This is a genomic window from Stenotrophomonas maltophilia group sp. Smal17 (assembly GCF_030237045.1).
Taxonomy (GTDB): domain Bacteria; phylum Pseudomonadota; class Gammaproteobacteria; order Xanthomonadales; family Xanthomonadaceae; genus Stenotrophomonas; species Stenotrophomonas forensis.
The window spans coordinates 1-19,613 of the sequence record NZ_JASJSU010000053.1; the positions used below are offsets into that span (position 1 = coordinate 1).

Consider the following 19,613-nt stretch of genomic DNA (forward strand, 5'->3'; position numbering starts at 1 on the left):
GATGCGGCTGCCAAGCCTACATGGACGTACTTGCGGCGTCCCCGCACTCCGACACCGCCCCGCCAACCCGCGGAATGCCAGCTTTTGCTTTTGCTGTTGCTGTTGCCTTGGCTTGAAGCATCTGCGGGTGCAGGGCGCAGCCCTGCCGAACATCCCTTACCTCAGCTGGCTGTCCTTGCTGCCGCGCCGGTTGTAGCCGCTGTGCGCGTGTTCCTCATCATCCAGCGCCTGCTGGCAGGCCACGCACAGGCGTACCCCGGGCACGGCCTGGCGCCGCGCCAACGGGATCGGCGCGTCGCATTCCTCACAGTGTTCCAGACCCGGACCCTGGCGCAGCTGGCGCCGCGCGCGGGCAATCGCATCATCAACGGTAGCGTCGATCTGATCCTGGACCGCGCCATCTCCCGCCCAACCGGTGGCCATGGCCATCCTCCGCAGGTGTGTCGCCTGATATGGGGACGATACACGCCGGCAAAAAGACAGGCCGTGATGCGGAGCCGAGCCGTGCTCGGCTGCTCTTCAGGAAGACGAACAGGATGCGAACGGGTTCGATCAGGCCGATTGCGGCTTAATCCCCTCCGTCCCCTTTTTGCTTACCAGACCAGGTCGTCCGGCACCTGGAACTGGGCGTAGTAGGCGTCGTCCTCGGCGTTGCCGGTGGAGATCTCGGCGGTCGAGCCCGGCTGGCCGTGGTCGACGATGATCGCTTCCGGGGCGCGTTCACGCACCTTCTCGGCGGCGGCACGCGGCAGCAGCGCGTAGCCCTCGCCATGGGCAACGATGACCAGCACGCCGACCGACAGTGCCTTGCGCAGCTTGGGGTCGATCAGCAGGGTGCGGATCGTGGCGCCGTCGCTGAAGCGGTATTCGTCATCGCCCTTGTGGGGCACCGCATGGGCGGTGATGATCTGCTTCGCCTGCGCCTTCTGTTCCGCCTGCCGGGCCTGGGCGTTGCGTTCGGCAGCCAGCGCGCGGTCGCGCTCGACCTTCTCGGCGCGGGCGCGTTCAGCTTCGCACTGGACCTCGGCCGAGGTCGATTCGGCCTTGCCCTGGCGGGCCTTGGCCTGCGCGCTCGCGGCGGCGCTGGCCTGCGACTTCTTGGCCAGGCCGGCCTTGAGCAATTGTTCCTGCAGCGCGTTGGGCTTTGCCATGGTCGTTGCGTACCGCGTGTAATCTTGGAGGCCCCATTCTACCGGCGCCCCGCCCCCCCTGCATGGCAGTGATGAAGTACCTCACCGGCTATCCCGAACCCCTGGTCGCCCAGGTGAGTGAACTGCTGGCGCAGGGCAAGCTCGGCCCCTGGCTGCAGCAGCGCTACCCGGACCCGCACGAGGTGCGCAGCGACCGCCAGCTGTACGACTACACCCAGGAACTGAAAGACCGTTACCTGCGCAAGTCGGTGCCGCTCAACAAGGTCTGCTACGACAACACGCTGGAAGTGATCAAGCACGCGCTGGGCACCCACACCGCCATCTCTCGCGTACACGGCGGTCGCCTCAAGGCCAGCCGCGAGATCCGCATCGCCACCGTGTTCCGCCAGGCGCCGGCGGCATTCCTGCGCATGATCGTGGTGCATGAGCTGGCCCACCTGAAGGAAGCCGACCACAACAAGGCTTTCTACCAGCTGTGCCAGCACATGGAGCCGGACTACCTGCAGCTGGAGTTCGATACCCGCCTGTACCTGACCGAGCTGGTCAACCGCGGCCAGCGCTGACCGGCCGCAGCAGCTACACTGCGCGCCCCCTGCCCGACCTGACCGACCTGCCCGCCATGGAACCGATCCGTCTCGACAAACGCCTGTCCGCCCTGCTCGGCATCCCGCGCGGCGAAGCCCGGCGCTACATCGAGGGTGGCTGGGTCACGGTCGATGGCGAGGTGGTGGAACAGCCACAGCGCCCGGTCGACGACAACGCCGTGATCGTGGTGGCCGAGCAGGCCAGCGATGACAAGGCCGAACGGGTCAGCATGCTGCTGCACAAGCCGGCCGGCGTCGCCGCCGAGACCCTGTGCGCGCTGGTCAGCAGTGACAGCCGCAGCGAGCTTGATGCCAGCGGCATCCGTCCGCTGCAGCGCCATTTCCACGGCCTGCAGCTGGCCGCCGCATTGCCGGCCAGCGACAGCGGCCTGGTGGTGGTCAGCCAGGACCCGGCCACGCTGGCCCATCTGCAGCGCAACCTGGGCCGCACCGAGCAGGAGTACCTGATCGAAGTGGCTGAGGGTGGCCCCGAGCGTGGGCCGTGGCTGCTGGCGCGCCTGCAGCAGGAATCCGGCGGTGCCAAGGTCAGCTGGCAGAGCGAACAGCGCCTGCGCTTTGCCGGCAAGGGGCTGACCGCCAAGGGCCTGCGCGTGGCGGTGACCGCCGCCGGGCTGCAGGTCGCGGCCGTGCGTCGCCTGCGTATCGGGCGCGTGGCACTCGGGCCGCTGCCGCCGGGGCAGTGGCGCTACCTGGGCAGTGACGAGCGGTTCTGACCCCATCCACGCATGGCATGACATTGGCTGAAGAAGCCATCCGTGCATGGCGTGAATCCAGTGCAATGGGTTTTCTGGCTTTCATCCACGCATGGCGTGGATCTACCATCGGGGCATGAGTCCGCCCAAGCCCCTGTGGCGACGCCTGTTGCGTGTCGCTGCGATCATCGTCGCCTCCGTGTTGCTGCTGGTCCTGTCCGGCCTGCTGCTGGCCGACCATCTCACGCCACAGGCACAGGGCGCGCCGTCGCACGTACTGCCACTGCAGCCGGCGCAGACCCGCATCGATCAGCAGATCGTGCCACTGCAGGAGGCCCATCCCGGCAAGTCCGGCGTCGCCTTCCTCAGCGATGGCATGGATGCGTTCGCGGCCCGCGCGATGATCACCGCGCACGCAGGACGCAGCCTGGACCTGCAGTACTACATCTGGCACGACGACCTGGTCGGCCACCTGATGGCCAAGGCGCTGTATGACGCCGCCGAACGCGGCGTGCGCGTGCGCATCCTGCTCGACGACATGAACGCCAGGGACAAGGATGCGCTGATGATGGCGCTCGATGCGCATCCAAACATCGAGATCCGCCTGTACAACCCGTTCCGCAACCGCAGTGGCATCGCACGCACGCTGGAGCTGGTGCAACGCGCCTTCAGCGTGAACCACCGCATGCACAACAAGAGCTGGATCGCCGATGGCCGCATCGCGATCGTCGGCGGGCGCAACATCGGCGAGGAATACTTCAGTGCACGCGACGATGTGAACTTCCAGGATCTTGACCTGGTGGTGGCCGGACCGGCCGTGCAGCAGGCCAACCGGATCTTCGACGATTACTGGAACAGCAGCACTGCCATTCCGATTTCCGCGCTGGCCTCCTACAGCGATGAACAGCTGCGGCAACTCGTGCGGCAGTCGGACCTGGATGCGCTGCATGCCAGGGCGCAGCCCTACCTGCAACGCGTGGCCGCATCGCGCGGCCTGCAGCGGCCTACGCCGGAGCCCCTGCACTGGAGCGCGAACGTGCGCATCGCCTCCGATCCGCCGATGAAGCATCGCGACGATGATCGCCGCCACTGGCTGGTCAATACGCTCAGCGACGAGCTGGCAACCACCCGTCGCAGCGCACTGCTGATCTCGCCCTACTTCGTGCCAGGCAGCGATGGCGTGGAGGGCCTTTCGGGACTGGCCGCGCGCGGCGCCCAGGTGGGCGTGGTCACCAATTCGCTGGCCGCCAACGACGTGGCTGCGGTGCACGGCGGCTACATGGGCTACCGCGTACCCCTGCTGAAGGCTGGCGTGCAGCTGTACGAACTGAAGGCACACGGCCAGCCGGATACCAGCCTGTTCGGCAGCAGCGGCGCCAGCCTGCACACCAAGGCATTCGTGGTCGACGACCGCCGCGGCTTCGTCGGCTCGTTCAACCTCGATCCGCGCTCGGCCTACCTCAATACCGAGATGGGAGTGCTGTTCGACGATCCGGTGCTGGGTGCGCAGCTGCGCGACGAGTACCTGCGCCTGGCCAGCCCTGCGCACAGCTGGTGGCTGGCCCTGGGACACGACGATGCGCTGCGCTGGCTGGAGCGGCAACCGCCGCCGCACTGGGTGGAGGCCGAACCCGGGGCGAGCCTGGGCAAGCGCTGGACCGCACGGGTGATCAGCTGGCTGCCGGTGGAATCGCAGCTGTAGCGCTCAGGGCGACGGCGATGCCTGTTCCTGCCCGGCCTCATCGCGCGTTTCCACACTGCGCCCGTGCAGGCGCCGCCAGATCCAGCGCAGGGTATGCGGCGGTGCCGACGGCAGTTGTTCAAGCAGGGCCAGCATGCGGTTCTGGCTGGCATGCCCGTGCCTGCACAGCAGGCTGGCAGCCGCAGCGGCGCTGGCCAGGCGCAGGCTGTCGGCCAGCGGTCCGTCCGCTTCCGGTGCCAGAGCCTGGTGCACCGGTTCGGGCAATTCCCAGGCCGCCGCCACGCGCTGGGCCAGTGGCAACGACCACTGCTGCAGCAGCTGCAGGGCCAGGGCCGGCTCCACGGTTTCGCCGCGCGCCTGCGCTTCCTGCAGCAGCTGGCGCATCACCAGCGCCGCGCCGAGCCCCTGCACCAGGCCCAGCCACTGGGCGGCGAAAGCATCGCCGAAGGTGACCGTGCGTGCGTGGTCGGCGGCCGCGCGCGAGGCCAGCAACGCATGCTCCCAGATGATCGTGCTGAACTGCGGGAACACCTCGCACTGCACCTGCATCACCGGCTGCACCAGCACCGCGCTGATGATCTGGCGCACGCCTTCGGTGCCGACCAGGGTCACCGCCCGCTGCAGGCTTTCCACAGGCCGCTCGTGCACCTTGTACGCCGGGCTGTTGGCAATGCGCAGCAGGTTGCCGGTCAGCACCGGGTCCTGGCCGATGATCGCCGCCATCACCCGCGCCGAGGCCGCGTCGTCGTTGACGGTCTGGATCAGCTGCGGCAACAGCTGCGGACGCCGGGGCAGGTGCCGGGCCGCCCAGTCGCGATCCTGCAGCGCGCGTGCCACCGCCTCGCCCAGCGCCGGGTCCTGGACCGGCGCGGGTTCGCCGGCCAGCCGCGGATACAGCGCCAGCGCATGCAGGCCGCGCTGCAGGTGCGCCGCGATCTCACTTGGTGGCAGCGCCTCGCCCTGCAGGCTGGCCGCAGCGGCGGCCACCGCCTGCCGCGATGCTGCGGCCAACCGCGACGGCGCCGCCCCGGTCGAGCGCGCCAGCCACGCGCGCAGCGATCGCCACCAGGCCGGCGTCATCGCCGCCCGCCCTGTCGTTGTGCTGCCTTTGCCGTCACTGACCGTCCTGCCTCTTCACACGAATCCGGCGACCCGCCGTCGTCGCAGCATCGGCCGCGCTTTCATCTTCTTTAACCGAGCGTCCGCCGATGTCGACGGCAGCGGCCGGAGGAATGGACTAGAATGGCGCCGCGCGACCCGTCCCCCTGCACCGACGACGTCGCTTTTTTTGTTTTTGGGACCCTACCGTTCACTGGCCGTTCGCCGCAGTTCGCCGCTGTTCGCGCCATCGGAGATGCCATGCTATTCGAAACCCTCGCCACCACCGGCCATGAACAGGTGGTGTTCTGCCACAACCACGATGCCGGGCTGAAGGCGATCATCGCCATCCACAACACCACCCTGGGCCCGGCCCTGGGCGGCGTGCGCATGCGCCCCTACGCCAGCACCGACGAGGCGCTGGCCGACGTGCTGCGGTTGAGCCGGACGATGACCTACAAGAATGCGCTGGCCGGCCTCAATGTCGGTGGCGGCAAGGCGGTGATCATCGGCGACCCCAAGGTGGACAAGACCGAGGTGCTGTTCCGCGCCTTCGGCCGTTACGTCGATTCGCTGGGCGGGCGCTACATCACCGCCGAGGACGTCGGTACCGACGTCAACGACATGGAGAACATCTACCTGGAGAGCCAGTTCGTGACCGGCGTTCACCAGGTCCATGGCGGCTCCGGCGATCCCGCCCCCTTCACCGCCTACGGTGCGCTGCAGGCGCTGATGGCGGCGATGCGCTTCAAGTTCGGGCATGAAGAAGTGGGCAAGACCAGCATCGCGGTGCAGGGCCTGGGCCACATCGGCATGGAGCTGGTGAAGCTGCTGCGCGACCGCGGCGCCAAGCTGTATGTCACCGATCTGGACAGCAGCCTGGTTGATCGTGCGGTCAGCGATTTCGGCGCCGAAGCGGTCAAGCCGGACGAGATCCACGAGGTCAACGCCGATGTGTTCGCGCCGTGCGCGCTGGAAGGCGCGATCAATGCCGATACCCTGCCGCGGATCAAGGCGAAGATCATCTGTGGCACCGCCAACAACCAGCTGTCGAGCCTGGAAATCGGCGACGAGCTGCATGCGCGCGGCATCCTGTATGCACCGGACTACGCCGTCAACGCCGGTGGCGTGATGAACGTGTCGCTGGAGATCGACGGCTACAACCGCGAACGCGCGATGCGCCTGATCCGCAGCATCTATCACAACCTCACCCGCATCTTCGAACTGTCGCAGCGCGAGAACATCGCCCCGCAGCGTGCCGCCGACCGCATCGCCGAAAGCCGCATCCTGTCGATCGGCAAGCTGAAGATGCCGCTGGGCCGCAGCACCCCGCGCCTGGGCAACCTGCGCGGCGGCTGAGCCTGCGGAGGGTCGCGCCGGGCCTGGGCCCCGGCGCGACCGATCACTCAGAACCCGGTGCTGTAGCGCAGGGCCGCCTGCCGCGCGCCTTCGCCACCGACACGCTGGTCGAAGCCCAGGCTCAGGCGGCCATTGCGGCCCCACCACGATTCCAGCGCCACGCCGAACAACGCACTTCCGCGCGACGTGTTCCAGCCCGCCAGTGGCGCCCAGGCATCGACGCCGACGAAACTGGCCTGCCAATCCGCATCGGCACCATCGAGCCGCTGCTGCCACTCGGCATGACCGCGCAGCGTCCATCGCCCCCACCCCCGCTCACCGCGCACACCGGCCAGCATCTGGCTGCGCTGCACGCGGTTGGCATCGCCACGCAGGCCGAAGCCGAAACCACCCAGCTCCTGGAAGGCGTCGGTCTCCACGCGCGTGGTGCTGGCGCCCAGGTAAGGTGTCAGCGACGCACCGGCACGGCCGAAGCGATAGCCGCCTTCCACGCTGGCAGTGCTGAAGCGCCCGCCGTAGCGCGCAGAGACGCCGTAGGCGCCGGCACCCAGCAGCAGCTGGCGATCCAGCGCACGGGTGAACTGGCCGCTGCCGAGCTGGGCCAGCGCGTAGCCACGCCCCAGGTTCCAGCCGGCATACAACTGCGCCTGCGCCTGCCGATCACGACCGCGCGCTCCATCGAAACTGCTGCCGCCGTTGCTGCGGGTCTCGCCGAAGGCCACGCCCATCAGCCCGTTGCTGCCCAAGGCCAGATCCTGGCCAGTCATCCAGCCGCGGCTGTCGGCGCTGTTGCCGGCGAAGCTGCCCTGCCCGGCCTCGCCCAAGGCGCTCTGCCAGGTGCCACGCAGCCGTGGTGCGGCCTGAACCCGATCGAAGCGTTCGGCGATCGCGCGGCGTGACATGTCGATGCTGTCGAAGGTGGCCGACTCGGCCCGCGCATGCGCCTGTCCCGACAGGCTCTGCAGGCTGGCGGCCAGGCCATCACGACCACCGCCGGTCCACTGCAGCGCGCCGGCCGCCGCGCCGAACGCCGAGCCCTGCAGGACGGGACTGCCATCGAGCGCGCTGAACGCACCTTCCAGTCGTTGCGCGGCAGACTGCGCCGAGGCCGTGAGCCCGGTCGCCGCCGCAGTGACGCTGACCTGGGTCAGGTTCAACCAGGCATTGTTGCTGTCATAGCCATAGCTGCTCTGCAGCAGCGACAGGCCCTGCAGGCCGCTGGAGGTGGCCGGGCTGCTGAAGGTGCCGCTCAGGCCACCGGCCGCATGGACCAGGTCCTGGCGGCTGCCGCTCTGCGGCACATAGCCGGAGACGAAGCCATGCACGCGCACGCCACCATTGATCGAGGCGGTGCCGGTCACCTGCAGCGCATTGGCACCGAGCGCGATCATCAGCTGGCCACCTGCCTGCTGCGTGTAGTTGCCCTCGATGGTACCGGTGGTGCTGCCGGTGGTCAGGAACACGCTGCTGCCGTTGACCACGTTGCCGATCACCCGCGGCTTGCCACCATTGAACTGCAGGCCGGTCGAATCCGGATCGGGCTGGCCGAGGATGGTCACGTTGGAACGGATGACACCGCCGTTCTGCAGCGACAGGATGCCGCGCTCGATGCGGGTGGCACCGGTGTAGCTGTTGTTGCCGCCCAGCACCAGGGTTCCACTGCCCTGCTTGACCAGGCCGCCACTGCCGACGATGTCGTTGCTCCACAGCGAGCCGGTCGAGGCCACATCCACGTTGGCGACCACATCACCCCAGTCGAAGCGCCCGGGGCCCTTGATCGCTCGGCCGATGTCCAGCAGGCCATAACCGAACACCGGGTCCACGCCAGGCGCGCCGATGTCCTTGGCGGTGCCCAGCAGGGTCTGCCGCACCAGATCGTTGTTGAAGTAGGGGAAGCGCTGCCAGACCAGCGCCGCCGCACCGGAGATCAACGGCGCGGCGAATGACGTGCCGTAGTTCCAGTAATAGCTGCCACCGCTGGCATCGGGATAGACCGCGCTGCCCGGCGCCGCCAGGCAGTAGCGGGCCGCCTGGCCGCAGGCATTGGCATAGCTGGCCAGTGCACCCGGCGTGTAGGGATCAACCGCGGTCGCCACCAGCCAGCCGCGCTCCAGGTCGGCCGCCGGAAGCGTGCCGGCCACGCCTTTCTGGCTGGGCAGCGCGGCCAGGCTGCTGGGTTCGGTGCGCGCGTCATTGCCGGCTGCGAACACCACCAGGCCGCCGTGGTTGATGACAAACGGGCGGTATTCGGCCGCCACCTGCGCGGTGGTCGGCAGGTCGGTCCAGTACAGGCCGCCCCACGAATTGTTCATCACCTTCACGTTGTAGCTGATCAGGTCCTGGTGGACCTGCGCCACGCCCAGCGGACCGCTGAAGGCATTGCCGCGCCCACTGCCGTCATCGGTCGGCGGCGTGTCGGAAATGATCCGCGCGGATACGATCTGCGCCCCCGGCGCGATGCCTCCCGGCCACGTTCCCACCGCTGCACCGGCGGCCAGGCTGGCCACCGCCGTGCCGTGGCCAACCACATCGTCGACCGCAAGATTGTTCCTGGCCGGATCGATGTAGTTGAGGTTGGCCAGCACCCGCCCGTTCAGCGCCACCGCATTGCGCTGCACCCCGGAATCAACGATGCCGATGCGCACGCCCTGCCCGGTCAGACCGGCCGCCTGTGCGGCCCGCGCGTTGGTGACTGACAGATGCGCATCGAAGGCCGGCTCCTGCGGCTTGGCCGGCGGCGGCGTAGTGGGCGGAGGCGTGGTCGGGGGCGGCGCGGTCGGCGGTGGATCGATGCGTACATTGCTGCCGCCTCCGCCACATGCCGTCAGCGCCATGGCCAGCGCGGTACCCAGGGCAGACCTCACCATCGTCGTGCGTTCCATCGATTCCTTCCCATGAACGTTGGCCAGCCTTGATCCTGGCTGGCATGCGGCCGCGCCCAGCGACGGCCCTCCGCGACCCTCTATACTTGGGCCGACCCCCACGCAGTCTGCCGGGAAACCGGGGCGCTTCCAACGGCCTCCGGTCTCCTTTCCGAACATTGCTTACGCATCAACGAGATTGCCATGTCCAACATCGTCATCGCCGCCGCCAAGCGCACCGCCATCGGCTCCTTCCTCGGCCAGTTCAACGGCGTGCCGACCCCGACCCTGGGCGCGGCCGTCATCCGCGCCGCCCTGGAACAGTCGGGTGTTCCGGCCAGCGACGTCTCCGAGGTCCTCATGGGTTGCGTGCTGCCGGCCAACCTCGGCCAGGCGCCCGCCCGCCAGGCGGCGATCGCCGCCGGCATCCCGCTGTCGGTGGGCGCCACCACCCTCAACAAGGTGTGCGGCTCGGGCATGAAGACCATCATGCTTGGCCATGACCTGATCAAGGCCGGCTCGGCCAGCATCGTGGTGGCCGGCGGCATGGAATCGATGTCCAACGCGCCGCACATGCTGCCGAACTCGCGTACCGGCAACCGCTTCGGCAACTTCCAGGCGGTCGACCACATGGCCCATGACGGACTGGTCAACGCCTACGATGGCAAGGCGATGGGCGAATTCGCCGAATGCGCCGTGGACAAGTACCAGTTCAGCCGCGAAGAGCAGGACGCCTACGCCATCGAATCGGTCAAGCGTGCGCAGGCCGCGCAGGCCAATGGCGCATTCGCCGATGAGATCGTCGCGGTGAAGGTCGCTACCCGCAAGGGAGAGGTCGAGGTCGCCACCGACGAGCAGCCGGGGCGCTCGGACATCGCCAAGATCCCGAGCCTGCGTCCGGCCTTCAAGAAGGACGGCAGCGTCACCGCCGCCAGCTCCTCCAGCATTTCCGATGGCGCGGCCGCCGTGGTCCTGCTGACCGAAGAAGATGCCGCCGCGCGCGGCATCACCCCGCTGGCCCGCATTGTCGGCCACGCCACCCACTCGCAGGAGCCGGAGTGGTTCACCACCGCACCGATCGGCGCGCTGCACACGCTGCTGGACAAGACCGGCTGGTCGCTGGACCAGGTCGATCTGTTCGAAATCAACGAAGCCTTTGCCGTGGTGGCGATGGCGCCGATGCGTGAGCTGGGCATCCCGCACGACAAGCTCAACGTGAATGGCGGTGCCTGCGCGCTGGGCCATCCCATCGGTGCCTCGGGTGCACGCCTGGTGGTCACCCTGGTCAACGCGCTGCGCACGCGCGGTGGCAAGCGCGGCATTGCCACCCTCTGCATCGGTGGCGGCGAAGCAACCGCAATCGCCATCGAATTGATTTGAAAAGATTTAACGATGATTTCGCAAAAATGAATGCGGGATCGCTTGACACCCAATATTGGCTTGTCATCATGTTGTCGGCGCGCAGCATGCGCGTTGCCTAATTCTAACGACGAGGATTTACACAATGAGCATCAACAAGCTGCTGGTCGCGATGTCCCTGGCTCTGGCCCTGGCCGCCTGCTCGAAGCAGGAAGCTGCCCAGGACGCCGCTGCTTCGGCCAACGAAGCCGCCACCGAAGCCCAGGCTGCTGCCGACCAGGCCGCCGCTGCTGGCGCCCAGACCGCCGACGCTGCCCAGCAGGCCGCTGACACCGCCGCCACCGCTGCTGACGCTTCGGTTGACGCCGCTGCCCAGGCTGGCGCTGCTGCCACCGACGCTGCTGCCGGCGCTGCTGCCGACGCTGCCAAGGCTGCCGAAGGCACCGCCGAGAAGGCCAAGGACGCTGCTGAAGAAGCCAAGAAGTAATAACTTCTTTCTTCACGCTGTTCTGGAAAAGCCGCTGGTTCGCCAGCGGCTTTTTCTTTGCGCCGATGCCGGCGGTTGAGCCACTGCATCGCCACCCCGTCTTCACAACGGCATGAATAGGCTGGCGTCCCCATCCATTGCAGCACCGGAGACCGCCATGAAGATTCGTCCGATCACCACCACCCTGCTGGCTGCCTCCCTGCTGCTGGCGCTGGCCGCCTGCAAGGGCCCGGAAGCCGAACAGGCCAAGCAGGACGCACAGCAGGCCGCCGACAGCGCTGGCGCTGCCGCCCGCGACGCTGTCGACAAGGCCGCTGCCGCCACCCGCGAAGCCGCCGACAAGACCGCCGCCGCCTCGGAACAGGCGGCTGCCGATACCCAGCAGGCCCTGGACAAGGCCGCAGACGCCACCGCCAATGCCGCCGACAAGGCCAAGGACGCTGCCACCGACGCCGCGGCTCATGCCAGCGACGCGACCGCCAACGCCGCCCAGAAGGTCGCCGACAAGGCCCGCGATGTCGCCAATGACGCGAAGGCCAACGCCGCCAAGGAAGAAGCCAAGCACTGAGGCATACCGGCAGCCGGGCATGCGCTCGGCGCCACAGGAAAAGCCGCGGCACCGCCGCGGCTTTTCTGCTTTCTGCTTTTCGCTTTTTCTGTTGATTTCGTGGTGTGCGCCCACGGAAATTGTCCGCGGCCGCGCGGGAGGGTTGCGCAGGGGCGTGAGCCGCATGGATGCGGCGACCGAGCTTACATGGACGTACTTGCAGCGCCCCCTGCGCAACCCACCCGCGCGGCCCGCTCACGACGCAGACTCCGCGCCGCCCGCCACGAGGGGCTCCGCCGTTGGCCGCCTCCTACGGCAACGCGCGCGCCAGCATCCCCGACACATCCAGCCCCGCCGGCAGCGTCCCGAACGCCAGCCCGTGCTCCCCTTGCAAACGACTACGCACGAATGCCTCGGCCATCGGACTGCGCGCACGCAACAGCAGCGCCGCCTGCAGCAGCAGCGCTGTGCGCTCGCAGAACATCCGCGCCTGCGATTCTTGCGGCGGCGGTGCCGCCGCCCAGCGCTGCAGGGCGGCCGCATAGCGCGCATCACGATCGGCCACCGCGGCCAGTTCACCGCGCAGCGCCACCATCGCCTCGGGCTCACGTGCCAACGCGCGCAGCACGTCCAGGCACTGGATGTTGCCGCTGCCTTCCCAGATCGAATTCAACGGTGCCTGCCGGTACAGCCGCGGCAGCATCGATTCCTCCACGTAGCCGGCACCGCCCAGGCATTCCTGTGCTTCATTGACGAACGCCGCGGCACGCTTGCAGATCCAGTACTTGCCCAGGGCCGTGCCCAGCCGCGCCAGCGCCGCTTCGTTGCCATCCACGCCGGCACGATCCACCGCGCGCGCGATACGCATCGACAACACCGTGGCCGCTTCCGACTCCAGCGCCAGATCGGCCAGCACGTTGGCCATCAGCGGGTGATCGACCAGCAGCGTGCCGAAGGTACGCCGGTGGCGCGCATGGTGCAGCGCCTGTGCCAATGCCATGCGCATCTCCGCTGCCGCACCCAGCATGCAATCCAGGCGGGTCATCATCACCATGCCGATGATGGTAGCCACACCGCGCCCCTCCTCGCCCACGCGCCATGCCTGTGCGCCGCAGAACTCGACTTCGCTGGACGCATTGGCCCAGTCACCCAGCTTGTCCTTCAGCCGCATCAGCCGGAACGCGTTGCGGTCGCCATCGGCCAGCCGGCGCGGCATCAGCAGGCAGGTCAGTCCACCTGGCGCCTGCGCCAGCACCAGGAAGCCATCGCACATCGGCGCAGAGAAGAACCACTTGTGGCCGACCAGGCGGTAGCGCTCGCCATCGATCGGTTCGGCGCGGGTACTGTTGGCCCGTACGTCCGAGCCGCCCTGCTTCTCGGTCATGCCCATGCCCAGGGTGATGCCGGCCTTGTCCGCCACCGGCACGTCGCGTGAGTCGTAGACCGGCGCAGCAGCCTTGCGCGCCCACTCGGCCAGATGCGGGTGCGGATCCAGTACCGCCACCGCGGCGTGGGTCATGGTCAACGGGCAGCTGGTGCCCGCCTCGGCCTGGTGATGCAGGTAGCTCAGGGCCGCACGCGCGACATGCGCACCGGGCTGCGGCTCGTGCCACGACAGTCCAGCCACGCCATGCTGCTTCGCCGTGCCCATCAGCTGGTGATAGGCCGGATGGAACTCCACGGTATCGATGCGATGGCCCTGCGCATCATGCGTACGCAGTCGTGGCCGATCACGGTTGGCATCGAAGCCGAGCCGGTACAGTTCGTCACCGGCCAGCGCGCCGTACACCGCCAGGCGCGGTGCGAAGCCGCCCGCCCCCTCCCGCTGCACCGCCTCCATCAATGCCACGTCATCGGTCCACAGATGACGGCCGGCGAACGGTGGCGGCTGGTTCAGCACCACATGGGTTTCGAAGGGCGCGCTGCTGCTGAAGCTCGGTCCACTCATCCGGTCCATCCTGGCGGCAAGAAGTGTGCGGCTCGATTGTGCCGCATCACCTGCCAAGCCCGCGTTCAGGCCGGTTCTCACCCCGTGCACGAGGCAGCGGCCACAGTGACCGCATGACAGGCAACGACGATCTGGTGGTCCTGCGCCCGGAGGGGCTGTACTGCGCCGCCGGTGACTTCCACATCGATCCCTGGCGGCCGGTGCCACGTGCGGTCATCACCCATGGCCATGGCGATCACGCGCGCCCGGGCATGGGCGAGTACCACTGCAGCGAAGGCAGCCTGCCGATCCTGCGCTGGCGCCTGGGTGACGTGCCGGTGCAGGCGCATGCCGAGGGCGTGCCGTTCCGGCTGGGGCGGGTACAGGTATCGCTGCACCCGGCCGGGCATGTGCTGGGTTCGTCGCAGGTCCGTATCGATGACGGGCAGCAGGTCTGGGTGGCGTCCGGCGACTACAAGCGCCAGCCTGATCCGACCTGCACGCCGTTCGAGGTCGTGCCCTGCGATACCTTCATCACCGAAGCCACCTTCGCGCTGCCGATCTACCGTTGGCCGGACACGCCGGCAGTGGCTGCCGGGATCGTGGCGTGGCGCCGCGAATGCGAACAGCGTGGCGAGGCCGCGATCCTGCTGTGCTACGCACTGGGCAAGGCACAGCGGGTGCTGGCCGAACTGTTGCCGCTGGATGATCGTCCGGCCTGGCTGCATGGCGCCATTGCCAACGGCGTAGCGGTCTACCGGCAGGCCGGCGTACCGATGCTGGAGACGCACACCGTCGCCGAGCAGGGCCGCCAGCCGGATGCAGCCGGGCAGTTGATCCTCGCGCCGCCCTCGGCTGCGGGCACGCCGTGGATGCGGCGCTTCGGACGCCATCAGCTGGGCTTCGCGTCCGGCTGGATGCAGCTGCGCGGCAATCGGCGCCGGCGCAATGTCGATCGTGGTTTCGTCATTTCCGACCATGCCGATTGGCCTGCGCTGCTGCAGACCATCGAACAGACCGGCGCGCAGCGGGTGATCGCCACCCATGGCAACACCGACGCGCTGATCCCCTTCCTGCGCGAACGCGGGGTGGCTGCCGAAGCCTTCCGTACCGACTTCGGGAGCGAGGAATGAAAGCGTTCGCCGCGCTCTACCAGCGGTTGGACCGCAGCACCGCTACGCTGGACAAGCGTGCGGCGCTGGTCGATTACTTCCGCCAGGCACGTGCGCATGATGCAGCGTGGGCGCTGTACCTGCTCAGTGGCGGCAAGGTCGGCGGCGCGCGCAGGAAGATCGCTGCAAGCGGCGAACTGCGCACCTGGATTGCCGAACAATCGGGTCTGCCACCGTGGCTGGTCGAAGACAGCTATGCGCAGGTCGGTGACCTGGCCGAAACGCTCACCCTGCTGCTGGATGATCCGGCGCAACCGGCTGCCGACCGGCCCCTCGCCGAATGGATTGAACAGCACCTGCTGACCGTGGCCAACCAGGACGAGCCGGTACGCCGCGCAGCAGTCGTTGCCGGTTGGCAGCAGCTGTGCAGCAGCGAACGGCTGGTGTTCAACAAGCTGCTGACCGGCGCACTGCGTGTCGGTGTTTCGCAGCGACTGGTGCAGCAGGCGCTTGCCGAATGGTCGGGCCTGGACATCGCACGCATCGCCCAGCGCATGCTCGGCGAATGGGTCCCCTCACCCGGGCTGCTGGGCCAGCTGCTGTCACCGGACGAGCTGCCACTGGACCGGCAGCAGCCCTACCCGTTCTTCCTCGCCTCGCCCCTGGAAGGCGAACCGGAAGAACGCCTCGGCCCGATCGACGACTGGATGCTGGAATGGAAATGGGACGGCATCCGCCTGCAGCTGCTGCGGCGGCGCGGCGAAACAGCCCTGTGGTCACGCGGCGAGGAGCGGCTGGATGGTCGCTTCCCTGAGATCGAACAGGCTGCATTGGCCTTGCCCGATGGGTGCGTACTGGACGGCGAGCTGCTGGCCTGGGACGAGAGTGGCGAGCTGCCGCGCGCCTTCACTGCGCTGCAGACCCGCATCCAGCGTCGCAGGCCCGGGGCTGCCACGCTGCGCAACACGCCGGTGCGCGTGCTCGCCTATGACCTGCTTGAACTCGACGGTGGGGATCTGCGCACGTTGCCGTTGCAGCAGCGACGCCTGCGGCTGGCAGAGGTCATCGGCAGGCTGGGCGACACCCGCATCCAGCTGTCGCCCGAGGTGGTCGCCGACGATTGGGCGCACGCCGCCGCGATGCGCGAGCTGGCGCGCGAACGCGGCGTGGAAGGATTGATGCTGAAACGACGTGGCTCACCCTACCAGGCCGGGCGACGCCGCGGCGACTGGTGGAAATGGAAAGTCGACCCGCTCACGATCGATGCCGTGCTGCTGTATGCGCAGGCCGGACACGGCCGCCGCAGCACGCTGTACACCGACTACACGTTCGGGGTCTGGGATGGCGACACCCTGGTGCCGGTGGCGAAGGCTTACTCGGGCCTGGACGACAAGGAAATCCTCGCACTCGATCGCTGGATCCGCGCCAACACCCGCGAGCGCTTCGGGCCCGTGCGCAGCGTGCGCGCCGAACAGGTCTTCGAGCTGGGCTTCGAAGCGGTCAACCAGAGTTCACGGCACAAGTCGGGCGTTGCCGTGCGCTTTCCGCGCATCCTGCGCTGGCGCCACGACAAGCCGGCCAGCGAGGCTGATCAGCTGGCCACGCTGCAGGCGCTGGCGCGATGACCCGCAGCCAGGCGCTGCGTCGGCTGGAGGACTGGTTCGCGGCCCGCGGCTGGCGCTCGTTGCCGTTCCAGCGCGCGATGTGGCGGCACTACCTGGCCGGTGAATCGGGCGTGCTGCACACGCCCACCGGCAGCGGCAAGACGCTGGCCATGTTCGGTGGGCCGCTGCTGCAGGCGATGATCGACCCACCGGCATCACCCCGCCGCGCCAGTGCGGTGCGTCCGTTGCAGGTGCTGTGGGTGACGCCGTTGCGCGCCTTGGCCAGCGACACCGCGCGCGCCCTTCAGACGGTGGTCGAAGGGCTCGGCCTGGGATGGCGGGTGGGCCTGCGCAGCGGTGATGCCAGCAACCGCGAACGGCGGCAGGCGCGCGAGGGCCGCGTCGACGTGCTGGTGACCACGCCGGAATCATTGGCACTGCTGCTGAGCTATCCGGATACCCTGCCGCGGATGCGCCAGCTGCGCTGCGTGGTGGTGGATGAGTGGCACGAACTGCTGGGCAACAAGCGGGGCGTCCTGCTGCAGCTGAACCTGGCTGTGCTGCGCGAGGCCGCGCCTGCGCTGCAGCTGTGGGGGCTGTCGGCCACGCTGGGCAATCTGCAGCAGGCGCGCGACGTGCTGCTGCCTGGCCAGCCGGATGCACCGATCGTGCAGGGCGTACGCCCGCGCGCGATCAGCGTGCGCAGCCTGCTGCCCGAGCCCGGCGAGCGCTTCCCGTGGGCCGGGCATCTCGGCCTGGCGCAGCTGCCGCGCGTACTGGAAGCGCTGATGCAGGCGCGCAGCAGCCTGCTGTTCACCAACACCCGCGCGCAGGCCGAACTGTGGCATCAGGCGCTGGCGGCAGTCTGGCCGGAAGACCCGGATACGCTGGCACTGCATCATGGCTCGCTGGATCCAGCGCTGCGCCAGCAGGTGGAAGATGGCCTGCGTGCGGGCACGTTGCGTTGCGTGGTCGCGACCTCCAGTCTCGACCTCGGCGTGGACTTCCCCGAGGTTGAACAGGTACTGCAGCTGGGCAGCCCGAAGGGCGTGGCACGCCTGCGCCAACGCGCCGGACGCGCGCGCCATCGACCCGGCGCCGGCGGCGCCATCCTTTGCATACCCAGCCACGCGCTGGAGCTGGCCGAGTACGCCGCCGTGCGCCGTGCAGTGGTTGAGGGCGTGGTCGAGGCGCGCAGGCCACCGACACTGTCGCTGGATGTGCTGGCCCAGCATGCGGTCAGCCGCGCGTTGGCCGGTGGATTCCACAGCGACGCGTTGCTGGCGCAGGTACGCCGTACCCACGCCTTTGCCACGCTCGGTGACGAGCAGTGGCAGGCCGTGCTGACGTTCATCGTGCAGGGCGGCCAGGCCCTGGCCCAGTACCCCGACTTCCACAAGGTGGCGCGCGATGACAACGGTTGCTATCGCATGCACGACCGTCGCCAGGCGCTGCGTCATCGGCTCTCGATCGGCACCATCAGCAGCGATGGCAGCGTGCGGGTGCAGTTCCTGCGCGGCGGTGGCCTGGGCGCCGTCGAGGAACAGTTCGCCAGCCGCCTGCGCCGTGGAGATCACTTCCAGTTCGCCGGGCGCCTGCTGGAGCTGGTGCAGCTGCGCGACATGACCGCCTTCGTGCGATTGGCACGCGGGCGCGGTGACGGTGTCGTGCCGCGCTGGCAGGGCGGCCAGTTGCCGCTGTCGATGGCGCTTGGCCGCGAACTGGAGTCGGTCCTGTCCGGCGCCGATGACAGTGCGGAATCACGATGGCTGGCTCCGCTGCTGGCGCTGCAGGAACGGGTGTCGGCACGTCCCGGCCCCGATCATCTGCTGGTGGAGGACGTACGCCGCCGCGAGGGCCAGTTCCTGTTCCTCTATCCCTTTGCCGGCCGTCACGTGCACGAGGCACTGGCGGCGCTGTTGGCGCTGCGTTGCACGCGCCTGCAGCGCAACAGCATCGGCTATGCGGTGAACGACCATGGCCTGGTGCTGGCACCGGCGCAGGCCATCGAGCTGGACACAGCGCAATGGCGCACGCTGTTCACCGGTGATCGCTTGCTGGACGATCTGCGTGCAGCGGTGAACCTGGGCGAGCTGGCACGCCGACAGTTCCGCGGCATCGCACGCGTGGCGGGCCTGCTGGTGCCCAGCCTGCCCGGCGGCATGCCGCGTTCGCTCCGCCAGCTGCAGGCCTCGGCGGGCCTGCTGTACGACGTGCTTCGCGAGCACGATCCGGGCCATCTGCTGCTGGCGCTGGCCGAACACGAGGTCCTGCATGACAGCCTGGACCTGCCTGGCCTGCAGCAGGTGCTGGCGCGCATCAGCACGCAGGCGCTGTCGGTGCAGCGTCCGGCGTCGCTGACGCCGCTGGGCTTTCCCTTGTGGGCCGAGCGTCTGCGCGGGCAGTTCAGCAACGAAGACTGGCGCACACGCGTGCAGCGTGCCGCACAGCAACTGGAACGCCGCCATGGTCGATGAACTGCCCGTGCGGCTTGCCGGTGAAGCCATGGTCCTGATCGGCGCGCGTGCGCTGTACTGGCCGGCGCGGCAGGCGCTGCTGATCGCCGACCTGCACCTTGGAAAGGCCGACGTGTTCCGTCGTGCCGGCATCGCGCTGCCCCGCGGCGGCACCGTCGACGACCTGCAACGCCTGCAGTCACTGCTGGACATGCAAGCCTGCCGCGAACTGTGGATTCTCGGCGACATCCTGCATGGGCCGGCACATCGCGCCGCCTGGTACCAGCAATGGCTGGGCTGGCGCGAACGCAATGTTGGGCTGGACGTGCACGTACTGCGCGGCAATCACGATCGGCAGCTGCCGCACGCGCAGCTGCAGGTACAGATCCACGATGAAATCCCGCTGGCGCCGTTCCTGCTTCGCCATGAGCCGGTGCCGGACGCGGCGATGCACGTGATCGCAGGGCATCTGCACCCGCAGGTCGCACTGCCCTCGTTGCGGCGGCGCTTTCCCGCATTCTGGCTGCGCGAGCGGATGACGATCCTGCCCGCGTTCTCCGCATTCACCGCTGGCATCGTGCCTGTGCCCATCCGCGGCGAACGGATGATTGCCTGCGTCGACGGCGGCCTGGTGCAGCTTCCCGCCCGCTGAA

The 19,613-nt window shown here is 68.5% G+C and carries 16 protein-coding genes; 11 read left to right on the forward strand and 5 right to left on the reverse strand.

All coding sequences use genetic code 11. The annotated features are described in order from the left end of the window. Positions 1-156: 156 nt before the first annotated feature. Both QRO93_RS14010 and QRO93_RS14015 read right to left on the reverse strand, forming a co-directional pair. The gene (locus QRO93_RS14010) at positions 157-423 is read right to left on the reverse strand and encodes a DksA/TraR family C4-type zinc finger protein (protein ID WP_006460850.1); all 267 of its coding nucleotides are present in this window, start codon (positions 421-423) and stop codon (positions 157-159) included. A 170-nt stretch (positions 424-593) separates the two neighbouring features. Next, complete coding sequence (locus QRO93_RS14015; RefSeq protein WP_180880332.1) at positions 594-1,151, reverse strand: DUF2058 domain-containing protein; 558 nt, start codon at positions 1,149-1,151, stop codon at positions 594-596. Positions 1,152-1,213: 62 nt separating this feature from the next. On the opposite strand from QRO93_RS14015, the gene QRO93_RS14020 reads away from it, so the two are divergent. The 3 genes from QRO93_RS14020 to QRO93_RS14030 all read left to right on the forward strand — a co-directional run bounded on the left by QRO93_RS14020 (position 1,214) and on the right by QRO93_RS14030 (position 4,150). Further along, positions 1,214-1,714, forward strand: a complete 501-nt coding sequence (locus QRO93_RS14020; RefSeq protein ID WP_008267667.1) for a M48 family metallopeptidase — start codon at positions 1,214-1,216, stop codon at positions 1,712-1,714. A gap of 56 nt (positions 1,715-1,770) precedes the next feature. After that, positions 1,771-2,469 (forward strand): RNA pseudouridine synthase, encoded by a 699-nt coding sequence (locus QRO93_RS14025; protein ID WP_053450465.1) that lies wholly within the window; start codon positions 1,771-1,773, stop codon positions 2,467-2,469. 91 nt (positions 2,470-2,560) lie between these two features. Further along, positions 2,561-4,150: a phospholipase D family protein gene (locus QRO93_RS14030; protein WP_180880329.1), complete on the forward strand. Its 1,590-nt coding sequence runs from the start codon at positions 2,561-2,563 to the stop codon at positions 4,148-4,150. A gap of 3 nt (positions 4,151-4,153) precedes the next feature. Here the strand turns inward: QRO93_RS14030 and QRO93_RS14035 are convergent, their stop codons facing one another. Further along, positions 4,154-5,230 carry an HDOD domain-containing protein gene (locus tag QRO93_RS14035; protein ID WP_053450467.1) on the reverse strand — a complete coding sequence of 359 codons (1,077 nt, stop codon included), beginning with the start codon at positions 5,228-5,230 and terminating at the stop codon, positions 4,154-4,156. 279 nt (positions 5,231-5,509) lie between these two features. Here QRO93_RS14035 and QRO93_RS14040 point away from each other — a divergent pair, with 279 nt between their 5' ends. Then, the gene (locus QRO93_RS14040; protein WP_049456104.1) at positions 5,510-6,607 is read left to right on the forward strand and encodes a Glu/Leu/Phe/Val dehydrogenase dimerization domain-containing protein; all 1,098 of its coding nucleotides are present in this window, start codon (positions 5,510-5,512) and stop codon (positions 6,605-6,607) included. Between the two features lie 47 nt (positions 6,608-6,654). Here QRO93_RS14040 and QRO93_RS14045 read toward each other — a convergent pair whose 3' ends face one another. Beyond that, positions 6,655-9,489, reverse strand: a complete 2,835-nt coding sequence (locus tag QRO93_RS14045; RefSeq protein ID WP_180880327.1) for an autotransporter serine protease — start codon at positions 9,487-9,489, stop codon at positions 6,655-6,657. Positions 9,490-9,672: 183 nt separating this feature from the next. Here QRO93_RS14045 and QRO93_RS14050 point away from each other — a divergent pair, with 183 nt between their 5' ends. From QRO93_RS14050 to QRO93_RS14060, 3 genes are all read left to right on the forward strand, one after another. Continuing rightward, the gene (locus QRO93_RS14050; protein WP_180880324.1) at positions 9,673-10,848 is read left to right on the forward strand and encodes a thiolase family protein; all 1,176 of its coding nucleotides are present in this window, start codon (positions 9,673-9,675) and stop codon (positions 10,846-10,848) included. A gap of 124 nt (positions 10,849-10,972) precedes the next feature. Then, entirely contained in the window at positions 10,973-11,314 is a 342-nt protein-coding gene (locus QRO93_RS14055; RefSeq protein ID WP_004153024.1) for a hypothetical protein, read from the forward strand. Positions 11,315-11,471: 157 nt separating this feature from the next. Further along, entirely contained in the window at positions 11,472-11,882 is a 411-nt protein-coding gene (locus QRO93_RS14060) for a hypothetical protein (protein WP_006461120.1), read from the forward strand. Between the two features lie 289 nt (positions 11,883-12,171). Here QRO93_RS14060 and QRO93_RS14065 read toward each other — a convergent pair whose 3' ends face one another. Next, the gene (locus QRO93_RS14065) at positions 12,172-13,809 is read right to left on the reverse strand and encodes an acyl-CoA dehydrogenase family protein (RefSeq protein WP_180880321.1); all 1,638 of its coding nucleotides are present in this window, start codon (positions 13,807-13,809) and stop codon (positions 12,172-12,174) included. A 113-nt stretch (positions 13,810-13,922) separates the two neighbouring features. On the opposite strand from QRO93_RS14065, the gene QRO93_RS14070 reads away from it, so the two are divergent. The 4 genes from QRO93_RS14070 to pdeM are packed head-to-tail and all read left to right on the forward strand — an operon-like array spanning position 13,923 to position 19,612. After that, positions 13,923-14,921: a ligase-associated DNA damage response exonuclease gene (locus QRO93_RS14070; RefSeq protein WP_180880318.1), complete on the forward strand. Its 999-nt coding sequence runs from the start codon at positions 13,923-13,925 to the stop codon at positions 14,919-14,921. After that, the gene (locus tag QRO93_RS14075) at positions 14,918-16,525 is read left to right on the forward strand and encodes an ATP-dependent DNA ligase (RefSeq protein ID WP_180880315.1); all 1,608 of its coding nucleotides are present in this window, start codon (positions 14,918-14,920) and stop codon (positions 16,523-16,525) included. Before QRO93_RS14070 ends, QRO93_RS14075 begins: the two co-directional genes overlap by 4 nt. After that, positions 16,522-18,981, forward strand: a complete 2,460-nt coding sequence (locus QRO93_RS14080) for a ligase-associated DNA damage response DEXH box helicase (RefSeq protein WP_180880312.1) — start codon at positions 16,522-16,524, stop codon at positions 18,979-18,981. The genes QRO93_RS14075 and QRO93_RS14080 overlap by 4 nt, the downstream gene beginning before the upstream one ends. Beyond that, complete coding sequence (gene pdeM / locus QRO93_RS14085; RefSeq protein ID WP_180880310.1) at positions 18,971-19,612, forward strand: ligase-associated DNA damage response endonuclease PdeM; 642 nt, start codon at positions 18,971-18,973, stop codon at positions 19,610-19,612. The genes QRO93_RS14080 and pdeM overlap by 11 nt, the downstream gene beginning before the upstream one ends. The last annotated feature ends 1 nt before the right edge of the window (position 19,613 follow it).

What these genes read in the sequence shown, in the direction of transcription:
- QRO93_RS14010 (WP_006460850.1), bottom strand. Translation starts at nt 423, where the DNA reads ATGGCCACCGGTTGGGCGGGAGATGGCGCGGTCCAGGATCAGATCGAC.
- QRO93_RS14015 (WP_180880332.1), bottom strand. Translation starts at nt 1,151, where the DNA reads ATGGCAAAGCCCAACGCGCTGCAGGAACAATTGCTCAAGGCCGGCCTG.
- QRO93_RS14020 (WP_008267667.1), top strand. Translation starts at nt 1,214, where the DNA reads ATGGCAGTGATGAAGTACCTCACCGGCTATCCCGAACCCCTGGTCGCC.
- QRO93_RS14025 (WP_053450465.1), top strand. Translation starts at nt 1,771, where the DNA reads ATGGAACCGATCCGTCTCGACAAACGCCTGTCCGCCCTGCTCGGCATC.
- QRO93_RS14030 (WP_180880329.1), top strand. Translation starts at nt 2,561, where the DNA reads ATGGCGTGGATCTACCATCGGGGCATGAGTCCGCCCAAGCCCCTGTGG.
- QRO93_RS14035 (WP_053450467.1), bottom strand. Translation starts at nt 5,230, where the DNA reads ATGACGCCGGCCTGGTGGCGATCGCTGCGCGCGTGGCTGGCGCGCTCG.
- QRO93_RS14040 (WP_049456104.1), top strand. Translation starts at nt 5,510, where the DNA reads ATGCTATTCGAAACCCTCGCCACCACCGGCCATGAACAGGTGGTGTTC.
- QRO93_RS14045 (WP_180880327.1), bottom strand. Translation starts at nt 9,489, where the DNA reads ATGGAACGCACGACGATGGTGAGGTCTGCCCTGGGTACCGCGCTGGCC.
- QRO93_RS14050 (WP_180880324.1), top strand. Translation starts at nt 9,673, where the DNA reads ATGTCCAACATCGTCATCGCCGCCGCCAAGCGCACCGCCATCGGCTCC.
- QRO93_RS14055 (WP_004153024.1), top strand. Translation starts at nt 10,973, where the DNA reads ATGAGCATCAACAAGCTGCTGGTCGCGATGTCCCTGGCTCTGGCCCTG.
- QRO93_RS14060 (WP_006461120.1), top strand. Translation starts at nt 11,472, where the DNA reads ATGAAGATTCGTCCGATCACCACCACCCTGCTGGCTGCCTCCCTGCTG.
- QRO93_RS14065 (WP_180880321.1), bottom strand. Translation starts at nt 13,809, where the DNA reads ATGAGTGGACCGAGCTTCAGCAGCAGCGCGCCCTTCGAAACCCATGTG.
- QRO93_RS14070 (WP_180880318.1), top strand. Translation starts at nt 13,923, where the DNA reads ATGACAGGCAACGACGATCTGGTGGTCCTGCGCCCGGAGGGGCTGTAC.
- QRO93_RS14075 (WP_180880315.1), top strand. Translation starts at nt 14,918, where the DNA reads ATGAAAGCGTTCGCCGCGCTCTACCAGCGGTTGGACCGCAGCACCGCT.
- QRO93_RS14080 (WP_180880312.1), top strand. Translation starts at nt 16,522, where the DNA reads ATGACCCGCAGCCAGGCGCTGCGTCGGCTGGAGGACTGGTTCGCGGCC.
- pdeM (WP_180880310.1), top strand. Translation starts at nt 18,971, where the DNA reads ATGGTCGATGAACTGCCCGTGCGGCTTGCCGGTGAAGCCATGGTCCTG.